This is a genomic window from Streptomyces sp. NPDC000410 (genome assembly GCF_040300305.1).
Taxonomy (GTDB): domain Bacteria; phylum Actinomycetota; class Actinomycetes; order Streptomycetales; family Streptomycetaceae; genus Streptomyces.
The window spans coordinates 1-18,436 of the sequence record NZ_JBEPDM010000063.1 but is presented as its reverse complement, the minus strand read 5'-3'; the positions used below and the strand labels follow the sequence as shown (position 1 = coordinate 18,436).

Below are 18,436 nucleotides of genomic sequence, written 5' to 3'. Positions count from 1 at the left end.
GCGTCGCTTCGCGGTACACGCCTTCCGGTCGGATATGGCGGCGCTCCCGCAGAGCCGCCATCAGGCTCGGCAGCGGACACATCCTGTGCGATGCGGACAAGAGGACAGGGGCAACGGCCCGACCACCGGTCGTACGACCAGCCCTTGTTCCTGATACCCGTCCCGCCCCACGGGACGGTTCTGCGGATGGTCGCTTTCCCACCCCCGCGTGACGGAACCGGGCCGGCGGCCGGGCCGGTGGGCCTCACCGGCACGGGCAAGCTGCAGCCAGCCGCCGTCCACTGACCCGCGCGGCGCCCCGTCGCCGAGCAGAAGGTCCCCTCGATGAGCGAGCAGCACAGCCCTCTCCCCGACGACTTCCGTGCCTGGCTGGCCGAGCGGGGCGATGACGCGTACGCCCTTGCGTGGGTGGCCGAGGGGAAAGGGCCGACCGGCTTCGACAGTGCCGAGGCACCCCGGGTGGGGGAGTGCGGGATCGCCCACCCGGGCGCCGACCTCACCCGCATCGCGGTACAAGAGGTCACCCACGGCCGGGCCGAGACGCTGCGCCGCTGGCTCCACCTGGACGACGGCACCCGGCACCTGGCCATCATCAGCGCCGAGTCCGGCGCCCTGCGCGAGCACACCCCCGGCGAGCTGGCCGCCGATCTGATGCACGATCCGGCCCGCGACGAGGCCCGGCTCACCGGCCTGCTGGCCGGCTGGCTCTACCGCAGAAACACCGAGGCGCCGCAGGAACTCGAGCTCGGGTGGATCGCCGCAGCCGCCGCCTGGACCTGTCACATGCGAGCCCTGGCGAGCTACCCGCCGCCCTCCGCGCTCGCCGAGAGCCTGGAGCGCGCCGGCGAACAGGATCAGGCCACCGCGGACTTGGTGGTCTCAACCGGGCTGAGGATCGCCGGCCTCCTCGACCGGCTGGAGCGCGCCCACCGCCCCCGCACCGAGCTCATCGAGGACTGGCACGCGGTTGAGCCCCTGGCCGCGGACGTCCCGGCGCTCACACCCATGGCCGACTGGCTGCTCGACCAGATCGCCCTGCGCGACGCGCCCGCCCAGCAGCTGCGGGCCGTCCTCGAGCCGGACATCACCGACCACCTGCGCGACCGACAAGCCGACAGCCCTCTGAGGGGCGGCACCGTCACCGCCCTCGACGCACCGCGCGCCGCGCACCTGGCCCAGGCCCGCCAGACCGTCCGCGCCTACACCGCCGCCGCACACTCGGGGCGCGAGAGCCAAGCGCAGCAACTCCTCGACGCCTTCCCGATCCCCGTCCGCGCCCTGGCCACCAGCGGCCCGGCCGCCACCTGGCGCCGGAACTCGGCCACCGCGACCGACGCCGTAGAGGCCCTGACCGCGCAGCGCGCCGCGATCACGGCCGAGGCCAGTACCGACTTCTTCGCCGACCCTGAACTGCTGCACGCCCACACCTCCTACCTGGCCGCCCGGGAGGGCCAACTGCACCTCCTGCACGACGCACTCGGCCGCCTGGCCTTCCCCGCCCCGCCCCCGCGTGACCTGCCCGAGGCGCTCACCCCCATCGCCGCAGCGCAGACCCAGCGCCGCGTGATCGAGGCCTACGGCACCCTGGAGCGCGCGGCTCAGGTGCTCGACGGGCAGATCCACTACCAGCTCCAGCAGCCGGTGCCCGCCCACCGGCGCGCTACCACCGGCGCCGAGAGCGACCTGCTGACCCGCGCCCGCGACGCCCTGGACCACACCGCGGATGCCGGCGTCCCCTTCGACGCCGACTACATTCGTGCCCGCCTGCAGGAGGCCATGGCCCGCCCCACCGCCCCGCCCGGAGCCGGCCCGGCGGCCCCCACCGGCCACGACGAGGCCCACACCCAGGCCCTGGCCGCCGGTTCCCCCACCCTGGGAGTGAACCGGTGACCTGGGTCCTGAGCACCGTCATCTCCCTGCTGCTGCGCGCGGCCGGCCCGCTCATCCGGCGCGGCCTGCCCCACCTGGCCATGGCCGTCATGGCCACCCTCTGCGGGACCACGCAGACTCCGCGCAGCACTTCAGCAACGTCGCCGACGACCGGAGTGCCGACCCGCGCATATGCCAAGCCGTGCGCGAGAGCGCTGCGCCACAGACGGACCAGCACCCATAGGGCACATGTCACCGTACAGGCCGAGAGGGCGGGTGTCGGGGCCGCCTGGTCATGAACTGGGAACCTTCCATGCGACCCGGATGGCATTGATGAGCGCAGAGCCGACGGCGGGTGACTGAGACGGCCCACGCGGGGTATCGCCACGCCCTGGACGCAGTCGCCGGGGCGCGGCGGGCCGGACGGGCGGTGACCAGCCGGCCCAGCCGCGCTGGAGCTGTCGCGGGTCAGGCGGTGGGTGTCCGGCTTTGGGGAGGTTCGGTGGAGAGCAGTGACCAGATTCTCCGGCCTTCGTCGCAGGCGTCGGCGCTGCAGCTCACCGTGCCGGTGACGGAGGCGAGGCGGGTCAGGATGGTGCCGTCGGGCTGGGCGCCGGTGTGGCTGAGCACGACGACGAGGAGAATGCCGTCCTGGTCGGCCAGATGGACGCTCATGCGCTTGCCCTCGTCCTTCACCGCCGCGTCGACGAGAACGAGAAGGCGTACGGTCTCCTCCAGGAAGCTGTCTTGGGGGTGGTGGGTGCAGCTGTCATAGGGCGGTACACCTTGCCCCGCCCCGCCGCGATTGCCGTCGGCGAACTGGCGGGCCGGCACCCGCACGGCCTCATGGTCCAGGTCCGAATTGAGCGCCACCGGGGCCAGGATCATCCGTTCCCCGAGATCCGCCGCACATGCCGGCCTCGGCGAAGGTCTTCGCGTCGGTGGCCTCGTACGGGGTCCCGCGGATCCACTTCGGCGTGGGTACGGGCGAGCTGCTGGGCCTGATGGGCGAGGCGGGCGCGGACGTCGTCGGCGTCGACTGGCGTATCCCGCTGGACGAGGCCGCCCGCCGGGTCGGCCCCGGCAAGGCCCTCCAGGGCAATCTGGACCCGGCGGTCCTGTTCTCCACCGAGGAGGCCGTCCGCGCGAAGACGGACGAGGTCCTCGCGGCGGCGTCCGGCCTGGACGGCCACGTGTTCAACCTGGGCCACGGCGTCCTCCCGACGACGGACCCGGACGCCCTGACCCGCCTGGTGGACTACGTCCACACGCGGACCAGCGCTAGCCGCGGGTAGCCGCGGGGCCGGTCGCCGCGCTGCTCCCCGAGGAGAGCCCCGATATCCTGAAACCGGACATCGGGGCTCTTTCGATCCTTCCGGTCAAGGAGGGAAGCAGATGAACCGGCACAGCCGCCCGACCCTGTCACTCCTCGCTCCGGTCCTCGCCTCGTCCCTGGTCCTCGCCCCGGCCGTCGCGGCCCCGGGCCAGGCCGCGGAGGGCGCCGCGCCGGTCGCTCCCGCCGCCCCGGCCTGCGAGCTGGTGGCGTCCCCGTACGGCACGCCGGGCGCGGAGCCGACGTACGACCTCATGCTCAGCGGATTCGCTGGGGGGCAGCAGGTCCGGATCAACGGGCCGGAGCGCTCCACCATCACGTTGGGCGAGGAAGGCACGCTCAAGATCCAGAGCGTCCCGTACGGCTCGTACCGCGTCAGCTACGAAGACGAGCGGACGGGAAAAAACAAGCGGGTCACCTGTGACCAGCCGTCCCGGAAGAAGCCCGGTGACGGCCAGCAGTCAGTGAAGGTGACCCGGGTCGAGGTCTTCGTCCTGAGCCCCACCGTCGTCGACTGCACCAAGCCGCAGCAGGTGGAGTTCGACGGCAAGATCACCGCCGAGGGGCGCGGGAAGGTCGCCTACCACTGGACGCAGCAGTCCGACAGCACCCCCGTCAGCCCGGGCACCGTCGAGTTCAGCGGCACCACCAAGAGCCATTCCATCCTGCGCGTGGTCAAGCTGCCCGCGAACCCGCTGGAGACGAGGGTCAGCACCGCCCTGCACGCCCAGGGCATGAGCTCCCCGGTCACGGAGGTCCGGCTCACCTGCGCGAAGCCCTAACCCGCCGCGTGGACCGCGGCGACCGCCTTGCGGGCCGCCACCAGGACCGGGTCCCAGACCAGGGAGAACGGGGGCGCGTAGCCCAGGTCCAGGGAGACCACCTGGTCGACGGTCATGCCCGCGGTCAGGGCGACGGCCGCCCGCCCCAGCAGGCCCACGCCGACCCCGCTGGTGATCAAGCGCAGAATCAGGTCAAGGTGTCGGCCCGGGGGTGATGCGCCCACCGCGTTGCGGAGGCTCATGTCGGACGGGCACCTCGGTCGCCTGTACGGCCGCCGGTCGCCAGGGTTCCCAAACCGGTGAGCGAGACAGTCACACGTACGGGCCGCGGAGTTGGAGCCGGCTGGCGTGAGGGCGCACAACAGCGACAACAGGGCCTCCTGGCGCACTCAAGGTCTCGACAACCCCGAGCTGCACCAGAGGCCCTGTCTTCATGCCTGGCAACTTGCAAGATCACCCGCCCGAGTTCCCTAGGTCGAACTCGCGTCCACAAAGATCGGTACGACAACGGCTTCTAATGGTCGTGGGTGCTGTTCCTGGGGCGGGTTTTGGTCTGCGGGTTTGTCAGTTAGCGGCCGGGGTGATCAGGTCGTGTCATCTTCGCTGCTCCGTGAGTGTCACCCCATGACGCGCAACGGCTGCTGTCCGTACTGCGGGCGGCAGCCGTCGGCGGTCAGATCAGTACCAGGATTGGAAAACCTGGTTGTTGCACCCGACGACGCGCAGCCCGTAGTCGAAGCTGTCGTCCAGGCAGCCGCTGGTGGAGTGGTTCACGAAGACGATGTAGCCGTGCAGGTACTTGACCTGCCACTGGAAGTCGTTGTTGTAGAGCTCGCAGGGGTTCGCGTCCACGTCGCCGTACCACGTCTCGTAGAGACACTGGCCCGTTGCCCGGTTCTGGAGGAGCACGTAGCCGTTGACGCTCCGGACCGTCCACTTCTGCCAGTCATTGTTGTAGCAGTCGATGGCCCGGGCCCCGTACGCGAAGCTGTAGTCCAAGCACCGCTCTGTGTCGGCGTTCTTGAAGGTCTGGAGGGCTAAGGCGCCCGATTCGGTGGGCGTGGGCGTGGGCTCGGGTGTGGGGGCGGCGGCGTGCGCCGATGTCGCGGTCAACGCGAGACCGAGCGTCAGCAGGATCGCTGCCGCAAGGCGTGCCCATCGTCTGGTGGCGGAGCAGCAGCCGGGCGACCTCGGCGGTCGGCCCGCTCTGCACGCCGCGCAGCTGGAGCAGCTGTTCCTCGGCACTGTCGATGAGGCTGCCGATCCGCGCCCGCTGCTCGGGCGGTACCACCGCCCGCCACATCGTCCCCGAGCCCGGCACCCGTTTCTCCTTGCCGAGTACCCGCAACTGCCCGGCCATGGTCACCGGCTGATGCTCCTGGCGCACCCACCACGGATCGTTCGCGTACCCCGGCGGGCCGCCTGCTCCGCGGCGCAGGCGGATGACGCCACCCATCCAGGCGATCAGCGGACCACCATGATCCGTCGCCGCCAACGGCCCCAGCCACGCACGCCCGACCCGCTCCCCGAGCCGGCGGCAGAACATCCCGTCAGCGGGCAGCGTCCGCGGCCGCCCCGCACCACTGTCCACCCACACCAGCTCCGCCATGCCCGGATCCAGCAGCGCGTCGGCGACCGCCACCACCTCGGGAAAGACGACCGCGTCCCGCCCCACGATCCGCCACCACTCCAGATCACCCCCGGCGTCACCGCCCGCGACCTGATGCAGCCGCCGCGGCCAGACACTCTCCCGCTCCCAGCCAAGGGCCTGCTCCCACCACCGCGCCACCACCGCATGAGCCAAAGCGAACACCCGCTCCGGCTCAGCCCCGGCCCGCACGGCCCGCCGCGCCACCCCCGTCCACTGCCGCTGCGCCGCGGCCACTTCCGGCAGGTGCCGCACGTCCAGGTACTCACGGGGCTGGTCGGCGTCCGCGTCCACGAGCCACCGCCCGTGCCGCATGCAAGCCCGATCCCACCGTGGGGCGTACCGCACGACCCGCACGGCGGTTCCCGTACGCCCGGCAGCGCACAGCCGACAGCCGAACGCCACCGGCCCGACCACTGCGCCGCTGATCCGCCACGCCGCCGTCGGCACGTCTCCCTCGGCCGTTACTGACTTCGGCTTGTCAGGGTGAACCTTGGCGAAGTGCCTGATGGGCTTGAGGTGCTGGCTGTATGGACGACCGTGGCAACGGGGGCGCTCGGGCCACCCGTCCTGCCGATGTCCGGCAACCGGACCGGCTCATGGGTGCCGCCAGCAGCCCGTGACCCCGCCGCGGAGCCCCACATACTGTTGCCCCGTACGTGAGCAGGGCATACGGGGGTAGGGAACATGGTGGACGAGACGGTACGTGCAGGCGCCGGGCACCGTACGGAAGTCCTCGTGTGTCTGGGTCTCGCGCTACTCCTGGGCGCACTGTCGGCCCTGGTACTGATCCCCCAGGCCCAGCATCTGCGCTCGCTCCGCGACGGTGTGCGCGTCGACGCCACCATGCACACCCGCGGCACCTGCACGCTGGGACGGTGCAAGATCGCCTTCGAGGCGCAGGGCCGCACCGTCGTGGCTGCCTTGCCGCCGGGCAGTGGTGGCAGCAAAATCCCCGTGGGCGCGCACCTCACCGTCCGGTACCGGGCGGACGATCCGCAGGTAGTCGCCGCCGCGGCCGACGTGGAGGGCGGTGTGGCGGCCTTGCTGGCCGCCTCGACCGGCGCGGGGGCCGTGTTGTTCCTGCTTCTGCCGGTCATGAAGACGGTGGCCCGAGCACGGCGGCGGCGCGCGGCGTCCAGCGCCGTTGGATGACGTGCCCGCCCCACATGCCGATCACCGTGCTGCTGACTTCGGCTCGTCAAGGTGATGCCGGGGCGTCGAGGGTCAGGCCGGTGCCTGCTATGAAGCCGTCGAGGGTGTCGGGCCGGTATTGAAGCCGTTTGAGACGGTTGCGGACGAGGGTTTCGAGTCGGTCGAGGGCCATGACGGCGAGGTTGGCCAGGCTGCGCTTGACGTGCGCCCAGACGCCTTCGACCGGATTCAGGTCGGGCGAGTAGGCAGGCAGCAGGAACACCGTCAGCCACGTCCGATCGGCGACGAGGTCCCGCATCTTGCGCGAGACATGGGTGTTCAGCCGGTCCCAGACCAGCACGATCGGCGCCCTGACCAGCTGATGGACGCCGTCGACCAGCGTGATGAAGTCCCGCTCGTCCATGCTGCGGCGCTTGCCCTTGCCCGCGGGGTGGGTCCGCAGCCGGTGGCACAGCCGGGTCCGGGAGCCGGGCCGTATGGCGATCAGCCCGGCCACCGACAGCCGTCCCGAGCGGCGCCCGCTTACCGTCACGACCGGGGTTCGGCCGCGCCGGCCCCAGGTCCGTCCCCTGGGCGGCCGACGGGTGAAGCCGGCTTCGTCCTCGAAGCAGACGTAGCCCCCGCAGGCCGCCCTCGCCCTTTTACCTCCGCCCAGGTCGCCTCCTTCCACACGGTCACGGCCTGCTCGTCACGCTCGGCGACCCGCCGCGCGGGCACCTGCGGGCTGAACCCGAGCCGGTGCATCAACCTCGTCGCCCCGGAGACGCTGCAGGAAACATGGAACTTCCGGCCGATCAGCGTGGCCACCCTCGACGCGGTCCACACCTGGTCCTCCACCCAGCCGTGCGCCGCCGGACCTTCCTCCAAGAACCCCACCAGCTTCTCGAGGCAGTACGGCGACAGCCGGCACCGCGAACCACTCGGTCCACGCGAGACCAGTGCCGCAGCCCCGCCGTCGCGCCACAGTTGGTGCCATTGGTAGGCCGGCTTCAGGCTCACCCGCAGGCGCCGGGCGACCTCCAGCGGCTTCACCTTCTGCTCGAACAGCCCGACCGCCTGTATCCGTACCGATTCACGGCGCTGACGCCCTGCAGGGGTCAGCCCGCCCCCATCCGCATACCTCACACACCACGGGGTACAGCCACAGCTCCAAGCCCAGCAGGCACTTCACCAAGATTCACCCCGACGAGCCGAAGTCAGTAACCACCGACGGACCTGGGGCGCTGAAGGAAGCGCAACGGCAGTCTCCAGCTTGAACTGAGTAGTGATCTTCGGTTCTAACGGGGTGGTTTGGAGGTTTGTTCGGGGTGGGCGGCGTGGATGTAGCGCAGGGCGGTGCCGGGGGTGATCCCGAAGAGATGCATGAGGTGGACGGGGTCGGCAGTGTGGCGGGCCTCGTCCAGCAGGCGGTCTTGGCGCAGTTGGGTGGCGTTCAGGCCGGTGGGGGCCAGGATCGAGACGATCCAGCCGGGGCTGACGGTGGGGTGGTGGGGTGCGAGGGCGGTCTGCGGGGTGAGGAGGAGATGGGGGTTGGTGGTGGTCGGCCAGGTGTTCTGCCGGGTTCGTAGCCAGTCGGTCAGCAGGGCTGTGGTCAGGGTGTCGAGGTAGAGGGTCCGGTGGGGCAGTCGGATGCGGTGACGGGCGGGCTCGATCTGCTCTAGTCGGAGGCTGGCTGCCTGCCCGGGGATGAGCGCGTGAACGCAGAGCAGGGCGATCAGGAGTCGGCCGACCGGGCTGGGAACACGGTCCAGAAGTGAGGCGAGGTGGTCGCTGGGCAGGGGGCGGGGCAGCTTCACGAGTGCGGGCAGGTGGATGCCGCGCATGGGGTTGCGGGGGATGAGGCGCTCTTGCCGCAACGCTTTGAAGAGGCTGTTGAGTGGGGTGTGGACGCGGCGGAAGATTTCAAGTCCATTGAGACGGTCGTGACGCAATGAGGTTTGTGCTGCGGGCTCGCGGCGCTTGGCCGGGTCGTTGATCCACGCCTGCTGCGGTATCCGGGGTGGTCGGGGGCGTCGGCCGAAGCGTTCGGGATGGCGGGCGTATGCGTCGGCGAGGGTGACGGCACGCTGGTCGCGGACCTCCTCGGCGGTGCCGAAGTGCACGCTGGCGGGCGCGAGGTCGGCATCGGCCGCCCGGACGACATCGAGCAGCTCAAGGCCAAGATCACCACCCTCGAACAGCAGGTGGTCGACCTGGAACTCAAGCTCCAGGACCAGGGCGACGAGCTGAACGCCGCCCGCACGACCAACCGCGAACTCATGGCCCAGCTCAACCGCGATCCGACCCGGCGGCACTGAAAGCGCGGGTCAGGCCACCTGCCAGAGGCCCTTGATGAGAAAGGATGCCATGGCGGACTCTTGAGTGCCTATTCCAGAGCCGGACATGACAGGCGTTCTTGGTGCAGTGCCGCAATCCGTTCGTGAGCCCAGTTCAGACGGATGGCAGCGGGGTCACGAACGGATCGTCGGGTGTGGCTGTCGGGTCAGGTGCTCTGGTTGATGATCTGCGTGACCTTGAAGGTGATGAACTCGGCGGGGCGGACGAGGGCGGCGCCGACCTCGATGTTCAGCTTGCCCTGCAGCGCGTCCTCGGGCGGGTTGTTGGACTCGTCGCAGACCACGTAGAACGCCTGCTCGGTGTTTGCTCCGGTCAGCATTCCGCGCCGCCATAGGCCGGTCAGGAAGCTGGTGACCATGGCCGTCACCGAGGTCTGGAGGCGGTCGTCGTTCGGCTCGAAGACCGCCCACCTCGTGCTCTGGAGGATGGACTGCTTGATGAAGTTCACCGTGCGCCGCACATTGAGGTAGGAATGCTCGACGTCGGCCGGGTCGGTGGCCGCCAGGGTGCGGGCACCCCAGACGAGGTGGCCCGTGCCGGGGAACTTCCGGAGCGCGTTCACCCCCTGGTCGTTCAGCCCTTCCTGCGCGGTGTCGTCGAGCTCACGGGTCAGGCCGACCACTCCGCGAAGGTCTTCGTTCGCCGGTGCCTTGTGCACGCCCCGGCGCGCGTCCACCCGCGCCCACACACCAGCCACGTGGCCTGTCGGGGGCACCGCTGTCTCTTCCCCTTCTACGTCGAGGACCTTGATCCACGGGTAGTAAACCGTCGCGAACGCACGGGCCTCGTCCCTCTCGATTCCCAGCGTGTCGGCGGCGCTCTCCGGCGGGTCCCCGTCCGGCAGATGCAGGACCGCGACACGGTTGCCCATCCGCGCGCAGTGGTCCGCGATCAGGCCGGCCGTCGCACGAGAGCCCGCCGCCGTGGACTCGCTCCACAGATCCGGGGCGACAACGATGGTGATCTCCTCGATGCCTTCCAGGACATCCAGCGCGCCGGCCACCCCGCTGTTGCCGTCCACGGGGACCAGGTAGCACTCGCCGCCCCCGTTGGCGAACCATCCGTACACCGCAGCCCACATAGCTCCGGACACCACGACCTGCGACTCTTGGCCCGTGCCCTCCGGGGAACCGCCGGTGATCGCCGCGTAGCTCGCGAACTGCTTCCAGGACACGATCCGCTGCGGCAGCGCCGGTTGCTCAGCGTGCCTCGCGACCTGTACAAGGAACGCCGCGAGGGAGGTCCGCGCACCGCCAATGGCGCGAACCCCCGACGGCACCTCCTCCACCACTACCCCAGGCATCCTTTGTGCCTGTTCTGCATCCACGTTGGCCTTCTCGGACATGACCGCCCTCTCGCTTGAAGATCATCAAAACAGGGGGGCCTACCCAGCACCCCGGCCTTCCATCCCCCGCCCGCCGGAAGCCCCCATAACGAGTGGTCGGAAACAAAGCCAGAGGGAGATACCGGCTGTCCGCCATCACACGGGGCGTGACACGTTGGCGATCTAGGCACTAACAACGACCGGCGCCTCCCCGTGCTGCTGCCGTGTCCACCAGCGCCGGTCCTCTCTCGCGCCCAGAGGGTGAACCTGCGGCCTGCCTCGTGCACCACAGGTGTTGCACGCGCTATCGTCGTCTCGACCGCTTTTGAGCTGCGGAAACTCCATCCGCACACTCGCGCGGCCCCGGAGAAACGTCGGAGACTTCGACTGCTCCGGCGCCGACATCGAACGCGACTGGGTCGCCCGCACCAGCTGCTGGTCGAAGGTCGAGCGCATCGTCCTCACCTACGAACAGACGCAGGCCTACGAACTTCCCGCGGCCGCGGGCAAACGGGACGACCCTCGCTGGCCGGCCTTCGCGCGACGGTACGGCTTCGACGTCGACCGGCCCGTCCAGTGGGAGGTCGAAGCCCTCGAACCGGCCGAGCTCCAGCGCCTGGTCCTCGAAGCGGTGGAGTCCCATATCGACCGCTCACAGCTCGCCCGGCAGCTCGTCGAAGAGCAGCGCCAGCGCCGACAGCTGGCCGACTTCCTGCGCCAGTTCGGCGGCTCGGGCGGTCCGTGAGGTCTGGGCAAGCCTGCCGGCGCGCCGCCGGAAGAGGGTTGCATCCACAGTTGTCTGCACAGTTGTCTGCACAGGCGGACCCAAAGTTGCGCCGGAGGTACTACCGGAGGTGTGACCCCCCCCTTTCGTGATCTTGGGCGTATTGCCTGGTCAGACCCCCTGGGCAAGCCCATTTCCTACGCCGACACCTCTAATTCGTTAGTAATTAGAGGTTCTGGATCTCTGAGGGGCCCGGGGCGGCGTTGTTCAGCCCGGGGCAGGACGTGTGTGGTCCGGTCGGTGCCGTGGTGACCCCTACGACACCTCCGACCGTGCGAGGTCTTTGTAAAGGCTGGTGGCGCTGGGCGCCGGCCGGTCCTCGCACGTTCTGCCCCCGCGGGCTCGTCGGGTTCGGGATCCTCGGTGGATGAGCTGCCGCACGGTGACGCGTTTCTCCTCACGAGCTTCGAGCTCTGGACACGGCGTGCGCCCGTGCGGTCTGGCGGTGCCGCGCACGGCTGATGAGGTGGCGGGCCTTGGAGCCCTGGAATTAGTGCGCCGTGCGGTCCCGCGTGCTCGTCTTCGAGATCAGCACCGGAGAAGGGGCGGGATCCATGGACGTGTTCTGCGGGATCGACTGGGCGGAGGGACACCACGACGTCGCGCTCGTCGACGACACCGGCAAGCTGCTGGCCAAGTGCCGGATCAACGACGATCTGGACGGCTACCGGCTGCTGCTGGATCTCCTGGCCGAGCACGGCGACACCGCCGAGACGCCGATCCCGGTGGCCATCGAGACCAGCCGCGGCTTACTGGTTGCAACGCTGAGGCAGGGCCCCCGGCAGATCTACGTCGTCAACCCGATGGCCGCCTCCCGCTACCGCGACCGGCACGGCGTCAGCCGCAAGAAGTCGGACCCGGGCGACGCCCTGGTGCTGGCGAACATCATCCGCACCGACGCTCCGATGCACCGCCCGCTGCCCGCCGACACCGACCTGGCCCAGGCGGTCGCCGTCATGGCCCGCGCACAGCAGGACGCGGTCTGGAACCGCCAACAGGTCCCCAACCAGCTCCGGTCCCTGCTCAGGGAGTACTTCCCGGCGATGATCGAGGCCTTCCGGGACAAACAGGGAACCCTGACCCGCCCCGATGCCCGCCGCATCCTGGCCGTCGCACCCACACCTGCCCTGGCAGCCAAGCTGCAGATGTGGAAGCTGATCGCCATGCTCCGGCGAGCCGGCCGCCGCCGCGGTATCGAAACGGACGCCGAACGAATCCAGCAGCTCTTCCGCGAGGAAGCCCCTCGGCAGCTGCCCCTCGTCGAGGACGCCATGGGCAAGCAGGCATAGGCCCTGCTCCTGCAGCTGGACGCGGCCTGCCAGGCGGTCGACGACCTGGCGCGAGCCACCGAGGAGGCCTTTCGCTCGCACCCGGACGCCGCGATCATGCTGAGCTTTCCCGGCATCGGCCCTCAGGTCGGTGCCCGCATTCTGGGCGAGATCGGAGACGACCGGACCCGGTTCGCCACGGCTGGTGGGCTGAAGGCGTACGCCGGATCGGCCCCGATCACCCGGGCCTCCGGCAAACGCCGCTATGTCGGCCGCCGGTTCGTGAAGAACAACCGGCTCAACCACGTCGGCCACCTGTGGGCCTTCGCCTCCATCAGCGGTTCTACCGGGGCGGATGCCCACTACCGGCGCCGCCGAGCGGGAGGGGACTGGCACATGCAGGCACTGCGGCACCTGTTCAACCGGATGCTCGGCCAGCTCCACCACTGCCTCCTGGCGCGCACTCCCTTCGATGAATCGATCGCCTTCCCCACAGAGCCGCAACGAGCTGGGACAGCCGCTACGTGAGATGAACGGGACGGCTCGTCCGGGGGCGCTGTCCAGCCCACACGATGAGGCGATACAGGAAGGTGCGACCATCGTCGGATGCGAGGCATCGATGAACTGGTCAATGTGGAAGATCCGGCGTGGCCGGAGCTGCAGGGGGCGCTCAGGTCGAGCTCCGTGCCGGTCCACGTGCTGCCCGGAGACCCCAGTGAGGGCCGCCGGTGCCTTCTGCAGATGCAGGTCACCGCGCGATCGGTGCTGGGCGCATTGGCCTTGCACAACGGCGGATTGCTCGTGGACAACGGGTGGCTGCGAGTGTTCGGCGGGGGTTCGGGTTCGGTCGCGGGTGGGCGGCTCCCGAGTCTGGCGCAGGTCAACCGTTTCCCCACGGACCTCGATCCCAGTTGGCACCCCGCGACAGGTCTTGTCGTCGGCCACGACATCGTCGGAGGGGTCTTCGCGTTGAACGGTGGCGATCCCGCGGCCGCGGGCCGCCCCGGGGCACCTGGACAGATGACGTACTTCGCTCCCGACACTCTGGAGTGGGAGGCGATGGAGATGGGCCACTCCGGGTGGGTCTCCTGGCTGCTCTCGGGCAGGCTGGAGACGTTCTATGACGGAACGCGCTGGCCCGGCTGGCGCGACGAGGCCGACGCCCTGGCTTTCGAGCAGGGCCTGTCTGTGTATCCGTTCCTGTGGTCCGAGGAAGCTCACGCCGATCTCGCGGCCACGAGTCGGCGACCTGTGCCGATGCGCGAGGTGCTCGGAGTCGCAGCGGACTTCGCCCGCCAGATGGGGCCGTCCGATCCGGGGTTCCTGGGCGACGTGTGACTGGCTTCGCCGACCGTCCTGGTGCGTCAGCTTAGGCCCGGAGCTGGTCAACTCGGCCGATGTTGTGAGGGCGCGATGAGGCGGCGATCACCCCACGGCTTGACGGCTTAACTGCATGAGGTGTCTTTCTCCGGGATAGTCGGAGGAAGAGGCCTTGCTGTTCTGACGGCCCGGCGCGGCCTGCCCGCTCTGTCATCCCTGCATCCGATGCCCGATGCTGCAGGTCAACCCGAAGATGCTGCCCCGGCTGGCCGAGATCGAGAAGGACCTGATCCTCCGCCGGAAGCGAGCCGAGGCGGAACAGTGGCTCGGCGAGATCGAGGGCATCGACATGACCTTGACCTTCGTCCGCACCAAGCAGGCCGACGCCGCCCGACTCGCTCAGCGGTCACCCGTCGCCCTGGGCATCCCGACCACCCGGCACCAGATCGGATGACCCCACCGCCGAGCAGAGTGATGCCCCGGACCCTGCCGGGCCCGGGGCATCTCGATGGCCTCTAGTTGAGAACGACGTTATGCGCCGGAACGATCGAGGGCTCCCCATCTGCGTGACCGAGGTCAGCCAGGATCGGCTGCAGGATCTTCGAGAAGTTCTCCAGGGCTTCCTCGCTCTCCCAGACGTCGATCCACCGCCAGCCGCCGTCGACCGGCCCGGCAACGTGGGCGATGAGGCCCGGAGCCGGAACGTCGGCGAGCGAAGTGAACTCTCCACCGTCGGTCAGACGGGCGATGACGGCGTCATAGAGCTCCTCCCCGACGCCGGGGGACTCCATAGTGACGATGATGGCCATGCGGATCTCCGATCTCTGTCAGCCGCGCGAGCCGCGGCACAACGCGGCAGATCCTAACTAAACGTGGCCGAACTATTACGGGAAGTTATTGGCCCGCTCGGGTGCCGAGGGCTACACACTTCAGCGGCTTGACTTAGGGCATGTCCGGTGGGTCTCCCTGTTCCCACTGTCAGCCCCTCAGTACATGGGGGCTGCTACCTGAGGTCGATATAGGCGCTGGAGCGAGAGCGGTACTCGTTCGAGGGATTTGGCTGCTCAACCCTGTTCTCTCACGTTTACGTTGGGGAATCGTGGTGTCCCGTCACACCACTTGGAACAGGAGGAATTTTGACGCTATCGCGTACGCGGCGGGTACTGGTTCTTGCCGGGCTGCTCGCGGCACTGGCATCCGTCGCACCGAGTTCGGGCGCCGTTGGCCGGACCGTCGAACCCACGACACGCGCTGCGGTCGGCCCGTTCCAGGTACGGAACCATGGCACGGGCCGCTGCATGGGCATGCCGGCGGGCGACGACCGGATGCGGGTGTGGAACTGCACCAGCGAGCCGTACCAGCTCTGGGACCTGATCGCCGACGGCCGTGGCGCGTACCATTTGGTCACTCGCAGGGACGGCCGCTGCCTGGCCGGCTATGCCCAAGGGCCCAGTGGCTGGGCGACGTGGCTGAGCGACTGCGACAGATCGTTCACCAACGTGGATCAGCTCTGGTACGTGGACCCCGCCCACAGCGCCGACCCCGCCCGGATCGCCAACCTCTTTGGCCGTGTCCTCGAACCCGACCGCGGATGGGGTGCGGCCAACGAATCTCCGGTTGTGACCAATGACGATCAGGGACTGCCCAATCAGAAGTGGACCCTGAAGTACGTGCGGTGACACCGGCACCACTCCTGCCTGAGCTCTGCCCCCCCCACGAGTCCTCAAGGACTGTTGAGCGGACCATCAGCCGAGCCAGAGCCGGATCGCCGCGAGAGTGACCGTGCCGTGAAAGACGTACGCTCTCTTGTCGTACCTGGTTGCCACGGCACGGAAGCCCTTGAGCGCGTTGATGGTCCGCTCTACTTCGTTCCTCCGGGAATAGCTTGCCGGGTCGAAACTGGTGGGGCGACCGCCGCGGCTTCCGCGCCGCTGGCGGTTGGCCCGCTGGTCCCTGCGCTCGGGGATGGTGTGCCGGATCTGCCGGCGCCGCAGGTAATGGCGGTTACGGCGAGAGCTGTACGCCTTGTCGCCACAAAGGTGGTCGGGACGGGTCCGTGGGTGGCCACCGGCCGGACGCGGGACCCGAACACGGTCCAGAACCGAGATCAGCTGCGGTGCGTCACCCCACTGTCCGGGCGTGATCAGGATGGCCAGCGGCCGGCACCAGCCGTCACTCACCAGGTGGATCTTGGTGGTGAACCCGCCGCGTGATCGGCCTACCGCCTCATCCGACCGATGCTGGGAAGGTCGACATCGTCGTCCCGGTATCCGAGCCGCCCGATGGTGGGCCCCGGCGGCATGCTGGTGAGCACGGCATACCGTGGAATCCACGCTCCAGTCGATCCTCCCTTCCGCATCAGTATCGGCTTGGACAGCTCGAAGGATCCGGTCCCACGTGCCGTCCGCCGACCATCGCCGGTGACGGTCATGCACCGTCTTCCACTTCCCGAAGCGTGCGGGCAAGTCACGCCACGGTATGCCGGTCCGCTGGCGGAAGAGAATGCCGTTGATGACTGTGCGGTGGTTCTTCCATCGCCCGCCCCGGCCCACGTTCTTCGGAAGATGCGCTCCAGCCGAGCCCACGCGGTGTCACACAGATTGCCCCGTCCCATATCTGACGAACGATCTGCCGACGCGTCCGTCACCCGACCCCTCGGACAGGCTCTAGCTGGTCGCGGAGCTGCCTGCTGCCGGAGCACCGTTTCGCCAGGTGAACACGTTCGCCCGGACGGCGGGAATGGCGGACAGCGCGGGGCGCGAACTCCAGCGGCCGGGCCATGTGCCCGGGCGGTCTTCGTCCTGTACTCCTTGCCGGCCTGGGCGCACGGGGACTGTGAGTGTCAGTCACCAAGGGGGCAACGGGGTTCCGTCAGCGTCGAGCCCATGCGGCCAAAGACGGTAGGCCAGGGGGGCGATGGTCCCGGCGTCCACGGCTTGACGGGCAAGGCGCTCTGCTGCGGCGTGGTCCCCGGCTCGTTCACGTATGTCGGCAAGCCCGAGCAGGGCCGCCAGGTCGGGCTCGGCTTTGCCAGCCTCCTGGGCGACCAGTTCCCCTCCTTGGTATCCCGCCTCCTCAAGGTGCCGGGCGAGCTGGGCTACGGCCCCGGCGTAGCCTGCGTCCGCTGCTCGGTGGGCGAGCCTCACGGCTTGTTCCGGGTCCCCGGCCTCCCCGGCCGCGAGGGCGCCTTCGAAGAGGCCCTGGGGGCTGCCTGCTTCTACCGCTCGTTGGACGAACACGTCCGCTCCTTTTGGGTCTCCTGTCGCCCATCGGATTAAGGCGAGTACGAGAAGAGCGTCGGGGCAGCCTGAATCTTCGGCCTGCTGGGCGAGCTGCTCAGCGCGTTCAACGTCACCAGCCCTCCGTCGGGCCTGGGCCAGCTGTGTCAGGAATCTGGGATAGCCGAAGTCGGCTGCCTGTGCGGCGAACTGCTCTGCCTGTTCCAGCTTCGCGCACGCCACATGCCATTCGATGAGCTCTTCCCACGCAGTGAGAGCGATGTTGTCGTCGTGGGACGCTTGCTGGGCCAGCTGTGCCGCTCCTTCGTAGTCGCCAGCCTCGTTGCGCGTGAAGATTAGCTGGAGCAGGGCCTCGGGGTTGCCGGCATCGACGGTTGGCAACAGGATCCGCTCCGCCCCCGCCGGATCTCCGGCGCTGATCAGGACACGAGCAACCTGGGCGGCGCCTTCGAGATGACCGGCTCCCTCGGCCCGCCGAGCGAACCGCTCGGCCTCCACCAGGTTGCCGCCCTTGTGGCATCGCGCAGAGAGCTCCATCAGGGCGTCAGCGTCGCCAGCGTCCACGGCCTGCCTCAGTGCCTGATCCGCTCCCTGAGTGTCCCCGGCAGCCTCGCGCATCCTGCTCAGTGCAAGGAGGCTCATGGTCAGACCATGGTCCGCGGCACGCCGAAAGGCATCCTCCGCGCCTTGTTGGTCTCCGCGACGGCTCCGTATCTTTCCCAGCTGGTGAAGGGCGAGGAAGGCGCCGGAGTCCGCGGCCTTGCTGTAGAGCGCCTCTGCCCAGCGAAGGCGATGGCGGACTTCAGCGGCTTGTGCGAGCCAAAAGAGGCTCTCGGGCTCGGTGAGGTGCTGGTGTGCGGCGTGCCAGAAGGAGGTGGGTGGGCAGAGGTTGGTGCGGGTGGTGCGGCCGCGGGGACGCGGGCGAGGGAGTGCAGCAGGGCGGCGGCCCGGTGGTGTGGTTCTGGATATACCAGGGTGCCCATCACCTCGTGCCGGTGGCGGGCGACCGCGGCGGCCAGGGCTCCGTAGTCGGTGATGTCGGGGTCGCCGGGGAGGTGGGTCTGGGCGACGTCCAGGAGCCAGCCTTCGTCGATGAGGACAATCGGTGCCATCAGGCGGCGGTCTGCCCCTGACCGCTGCCGAACCGGGCAGCGAAGCCGGCGGCGTGCTCGTCGGCGAAGGCCTTGGCGGCCTCGTTGAACCGGGCGCGGGTGATGTCGGCGGTCAGCAGCTGGGCGGCGTATTGCTCCGGCTCGGCGTGGCCGCCGGCCGCGAGGCGCTTCAGCTGCTCGTAGGTCTCGTCGTCGACCTCGATACGGATTTCCCTGGCCATGCCCCTACGGTATCGGCAGGAGCCAGCCTGGGGGAGGGCCCAGT

General features: G+C 69.3%; 19 protein-coding genes and 3 pseudogenes. 11 read left to right on the top strand and 11 right to left on the bottom strand.

Annotated features, from left to right (window positions below; genetic code table 11):
- The first annotated feature begins 324 nt into the window (after positions 1-324).
- Together ABT342_RS34170 and ABT342_RS34165 are read left to right on the top strand one after the other, a co-directional pair.
- Entirely contained in the window at positions 325-1,890 is a 1,566-nt protein-coding gene (locus tag ABT342_RS34170) for a hypothetical protein (RefSeq protein ID WP_351582383.1), read from the top strand.
- Entirely contained in the window at positions 1,887-2,168 is a 282-nt protein-coding gene (locus ABT342_RS34165; protein WP_351582381.1) for a hypothetical protein, read from the top strand. Before ABT342_RS34170 ends, ABT342_RS34165 begins: the two co-directional genes overlap by 4 nt.
- Before the next feature lie 169 nt (positions 2,169-2,337).
- On the opposite strand, the gene ABT342_RS34160 is transcribed toward ABT342_RS34165, so the two are convergent.
- Positions 2,338-2,742: a hypothetical protein gene (locus ABT342_RS34160; protein ID WP_351582379.1), complete on the bottom strand. Its 405-nt coding sequence runs from the start codon at positions 2,740-2,742 to the stop codon at positions 2,338-2,340.
- 38 nt (positions 2,743-2,780) lie between these two features.
- Between ABT342_RS34160 and ABT342_RS34155 the strand changes: the two are divergent.
- Positions 2,781-3,164 (top strand): annotated as a pseudogene (locus tag ABT342_RS34155) (uroporphyrinogen decarboxylase family protein); the annotation flags it as partial.
- 100 nt (positions 3,165-3,264) lie between these two features.
- Positions 3,265-3,984, top strand: a complete 720-nt coding sequence (locus ABT342_RS34150; protein ID WP_351582377.1) for a hypothetical protein — start codon at positions 3,265-3,267, stop codon at positions 3,982-3,984.
- On the opposite strand, the pseudogene ABT342_RS34145 reads toward ABT342_RS34150, so the two are convergent.
- The 3 genes and pseudogenes from ABT342_RS34145 to ABT342_RS34135 form a co-directional block, all read right to left on the bottom strand.
- Positions 3,981-4,124 (bottom strand): annotated as a pseudogene (locus tag ABT342_RS34145) (FAD-dependent oxidoreductase); the annotation flags it as partial. The gene ABT342_RS34150 and the pseudogene ABT342_RS34145 overlap by 4 nt on opposite strands.
- A 538-nt stretch (positions 4,125-4,662) precedes the next feature.
- A complete protein-coding gene (locus ABT342_RS34140) occupies positions 4,663-4,983 on the bottom strand; it encodes an RICIN domain-containing protein (RefSeq protein ID WP_351582375.1) in 321 nt (106 codons plus the stop codon).
- Complete coding sequence (locus ABT342_RS34135) at positions 4,931-5,947, bottom strand: hypothetical protein (protein WP_351582373.1); 1,017 nt, start codon at positions 5,945-5,947, stop codon at positions 4,931-4,933. The genes ABT342_RS34140 and ABT342_RS34135 overlap by 53 nt, the downstream gene beginning before the upstream one ends.
- 372 nt (positions 5,948-6,319) lie before the next feature.
- Between ABT342_RS34135 and ABT342_RS34130 the strand changes: the two genes are divergently transcribed.
- Positions 6,320-6,787, top strand: coding sequence for a hypothetical protein (locus ABT342_RS34130; RefSeq protein ID WP_351582371.1), 468 nt, complete (start codon positions 6,320-6,322; stop codon positions 6,785-6,787).
- Positions 6,788-6,833: 46 nt separating this feature from the next.
- Here ABT342_RS34130 and ABT342_RS38335 read toward each other — a convergent pair.
- Together ABT342_RS38335 and ABT342_RS34115 are read right to left on the bottom strand one after the other, a co-directional pair.
- Positions 6,834-7,912 (bottom strand): IS630 family transposase gene (locus tag ABT342_RS38335; RefSeq protein ID WP_502965665.1). Its coding sequence is split into 2 segments (ribosomal slippage): positions 6,834-7,411 and positions 7,411-7,912, totalling 1,080 coding nucleotides; the frame shifts between segments, so codons are not numbered across the junction.
- 152 nt (positions 7,913-8,064) lie between these two features.
- Positions 8,065-8,643, bottom strand: coding sequence for a site-specific integrase (locus tag ABT342_RS34115; protein ID WP_351582369.1), 579 nt, complete (start codon positions 8,641-8,643; stop codon positions 8,065-8,067).
- Between the two features lie 174 nt (positions 8,644-8,817).
- Here ABT342_RS34115 and ABT342_RS34110 point away from each other — a divergent pair, with 174 nt between their 5' ends.
- The gene (locus tag ABT342_RS34110) at positions 8,818-9,084 is read left to right on the top strand and encodes a hypothetical protein (protein ID WP_351582367.1); all 267 of its coding nucleotides are present in this window, start codon (positions 8,818-8,820) and stop codon (positions 9,082-9,084) included.
- A gap of 185 nt (positions 9,085-9,269) precedes the next feature.
- On the opposite strand, the gene ABT342_RS34105 is transcribed toward ABT342_RS34110, so the two are convergent.
- Entirely contained in the window at positions 9,270-10,415 is a 1,146-nt protein-coding gene (locus ABT342_RS34105; protein ID WP_351582365.1) for a phage tail sheath family protein, read from the bottom strand.
- Between the two features lie 358 nt (positions 10,416-10,773).
- On the opposite strand from ABT342_RS34105, the gene ABT342_RS34100 reads away from it, so the two are divergent.
- The 4 genes and pseudogenes from ABT342_RS34100 (at position 10,774) to ABT342_RS34085 (ending at position 14,274) form a co-directional block, all read left to right on the top strand.
- Positions 10,774-11,193, top strand: coding sequence for a TroA family protein (locus ABT342_RS34100; protein ID WP_351582363.1), 420 nt, complete (start codon positions 10,774-10,776; stop codon positions 11,191-11,193).
- Between the two features lie 593 nt (positions 11,194-11,786).
- Positions 11,787-13,028 (top strand): annotated as a pseudogene (locus ABT342_RS34095) (IS110 family RNA-guided transposase).
- Between the two features lie 78 nt (positions 13,029-13,106).
- Positions 13,107-13,838, top strand: coding sequence for a DUF2625 domain-containing protein (locus ABT342_RS34090; RefSeq protein ID WP_351582361.1), 732 nt, complete (start codon positions 13,107-13,109; stop codon positions 13,836-13,838).
- A 214-nt stretch (positions 13,839-14,052) separates the two neighbouring features.
- Positions 14,053-14,274, top strand: a complete 222-nt coding sequence (locus tag ABT342_RS34085) for a recombinase (RefSeq protein ID WP_351582359.1) — start codon at positions 14,053-14,055, stop codon at positions 14,272-14,274.
- 61 nt (positions 14,275-14,335) lie between these two features.
- On the opposite strand, the gene ABT342_RS34080 is transcribed toward ABT342_RS34085, so the two are convergent.
- Complete coding sequence (locus tag ABT342_RS34080; protein WP_351582357.1) at positions 14,336-14,629, bottom strand: hypothetical protein; 294 nt, start codon at positions 14,627-14,629, stop codon at positions 14,336-14,338.
- A gap of 327 nt (positions 14,630-14,956) precedes the next feature.
- Here ABT342_RS34080 and ABT342_RS34075 point away from each other — a divergent pair, with 327 nt between their 5' ends.
- Complete coding sequence (locus ABT342_RS34075; protein WP_351582355.1) at positions 14,957-15,499, top strand: RICIN domain-containing protein; 543 nt, start codon at positions 14,957-14,959, stop codon at positions 15,497-15,499.
- 66 nt (positions 15,500-15,565) lie between these two features.
- On the opposite strand, the gene ABT342_RS34070 is transcribed toward ABT342_RS34075, so the two are convergent.
- From ABT342_RS34070 to ABT342_RS34060, 3 genes are all read right to left on the bottom strand, one after another.
- Positions 15,566-16,434, bottom strand: a protein-coding gene (locus ABT342_RS34070; RefSeq protein WP_351582400.1) for an IS5 family transposase whose coding sequence is annotated in 2 segments (ribosomal slippage) — positions 15,566-16,386 and positions 16,386-16,434 — 870 coding nt in all. Because the reading frame shifts where the segments join, the coding sequence is not laid out codon by codon here.
- 232 nt (positions 16,435-16,666) lie between these two features.
- Positions 16,667-17,701, bottom strand: coding sequence for a tetratricopeptide repeat protein (locus tag ABT342_RS34065; protein ID WP_351582353.1), 1,035 nt, complete (start codon positions 17,699-17,701; stop codon positions 16,667-16,669).
- Between the two features lie 469 nt (positions 17,702-18,170).
- On the bottom strand, positions 18,171-18,392 hold the full coding sequence (locus tag ABT342_RS34060) for a hypothetical protein (RefSeq protein WP_351582351.1): 222 nt from the start codon (positions 18,390-18,392) through the stop codon (positions 18,171-18,173).
- Positions 18,393-18,436: the final 44 nt, after the last annotated feature.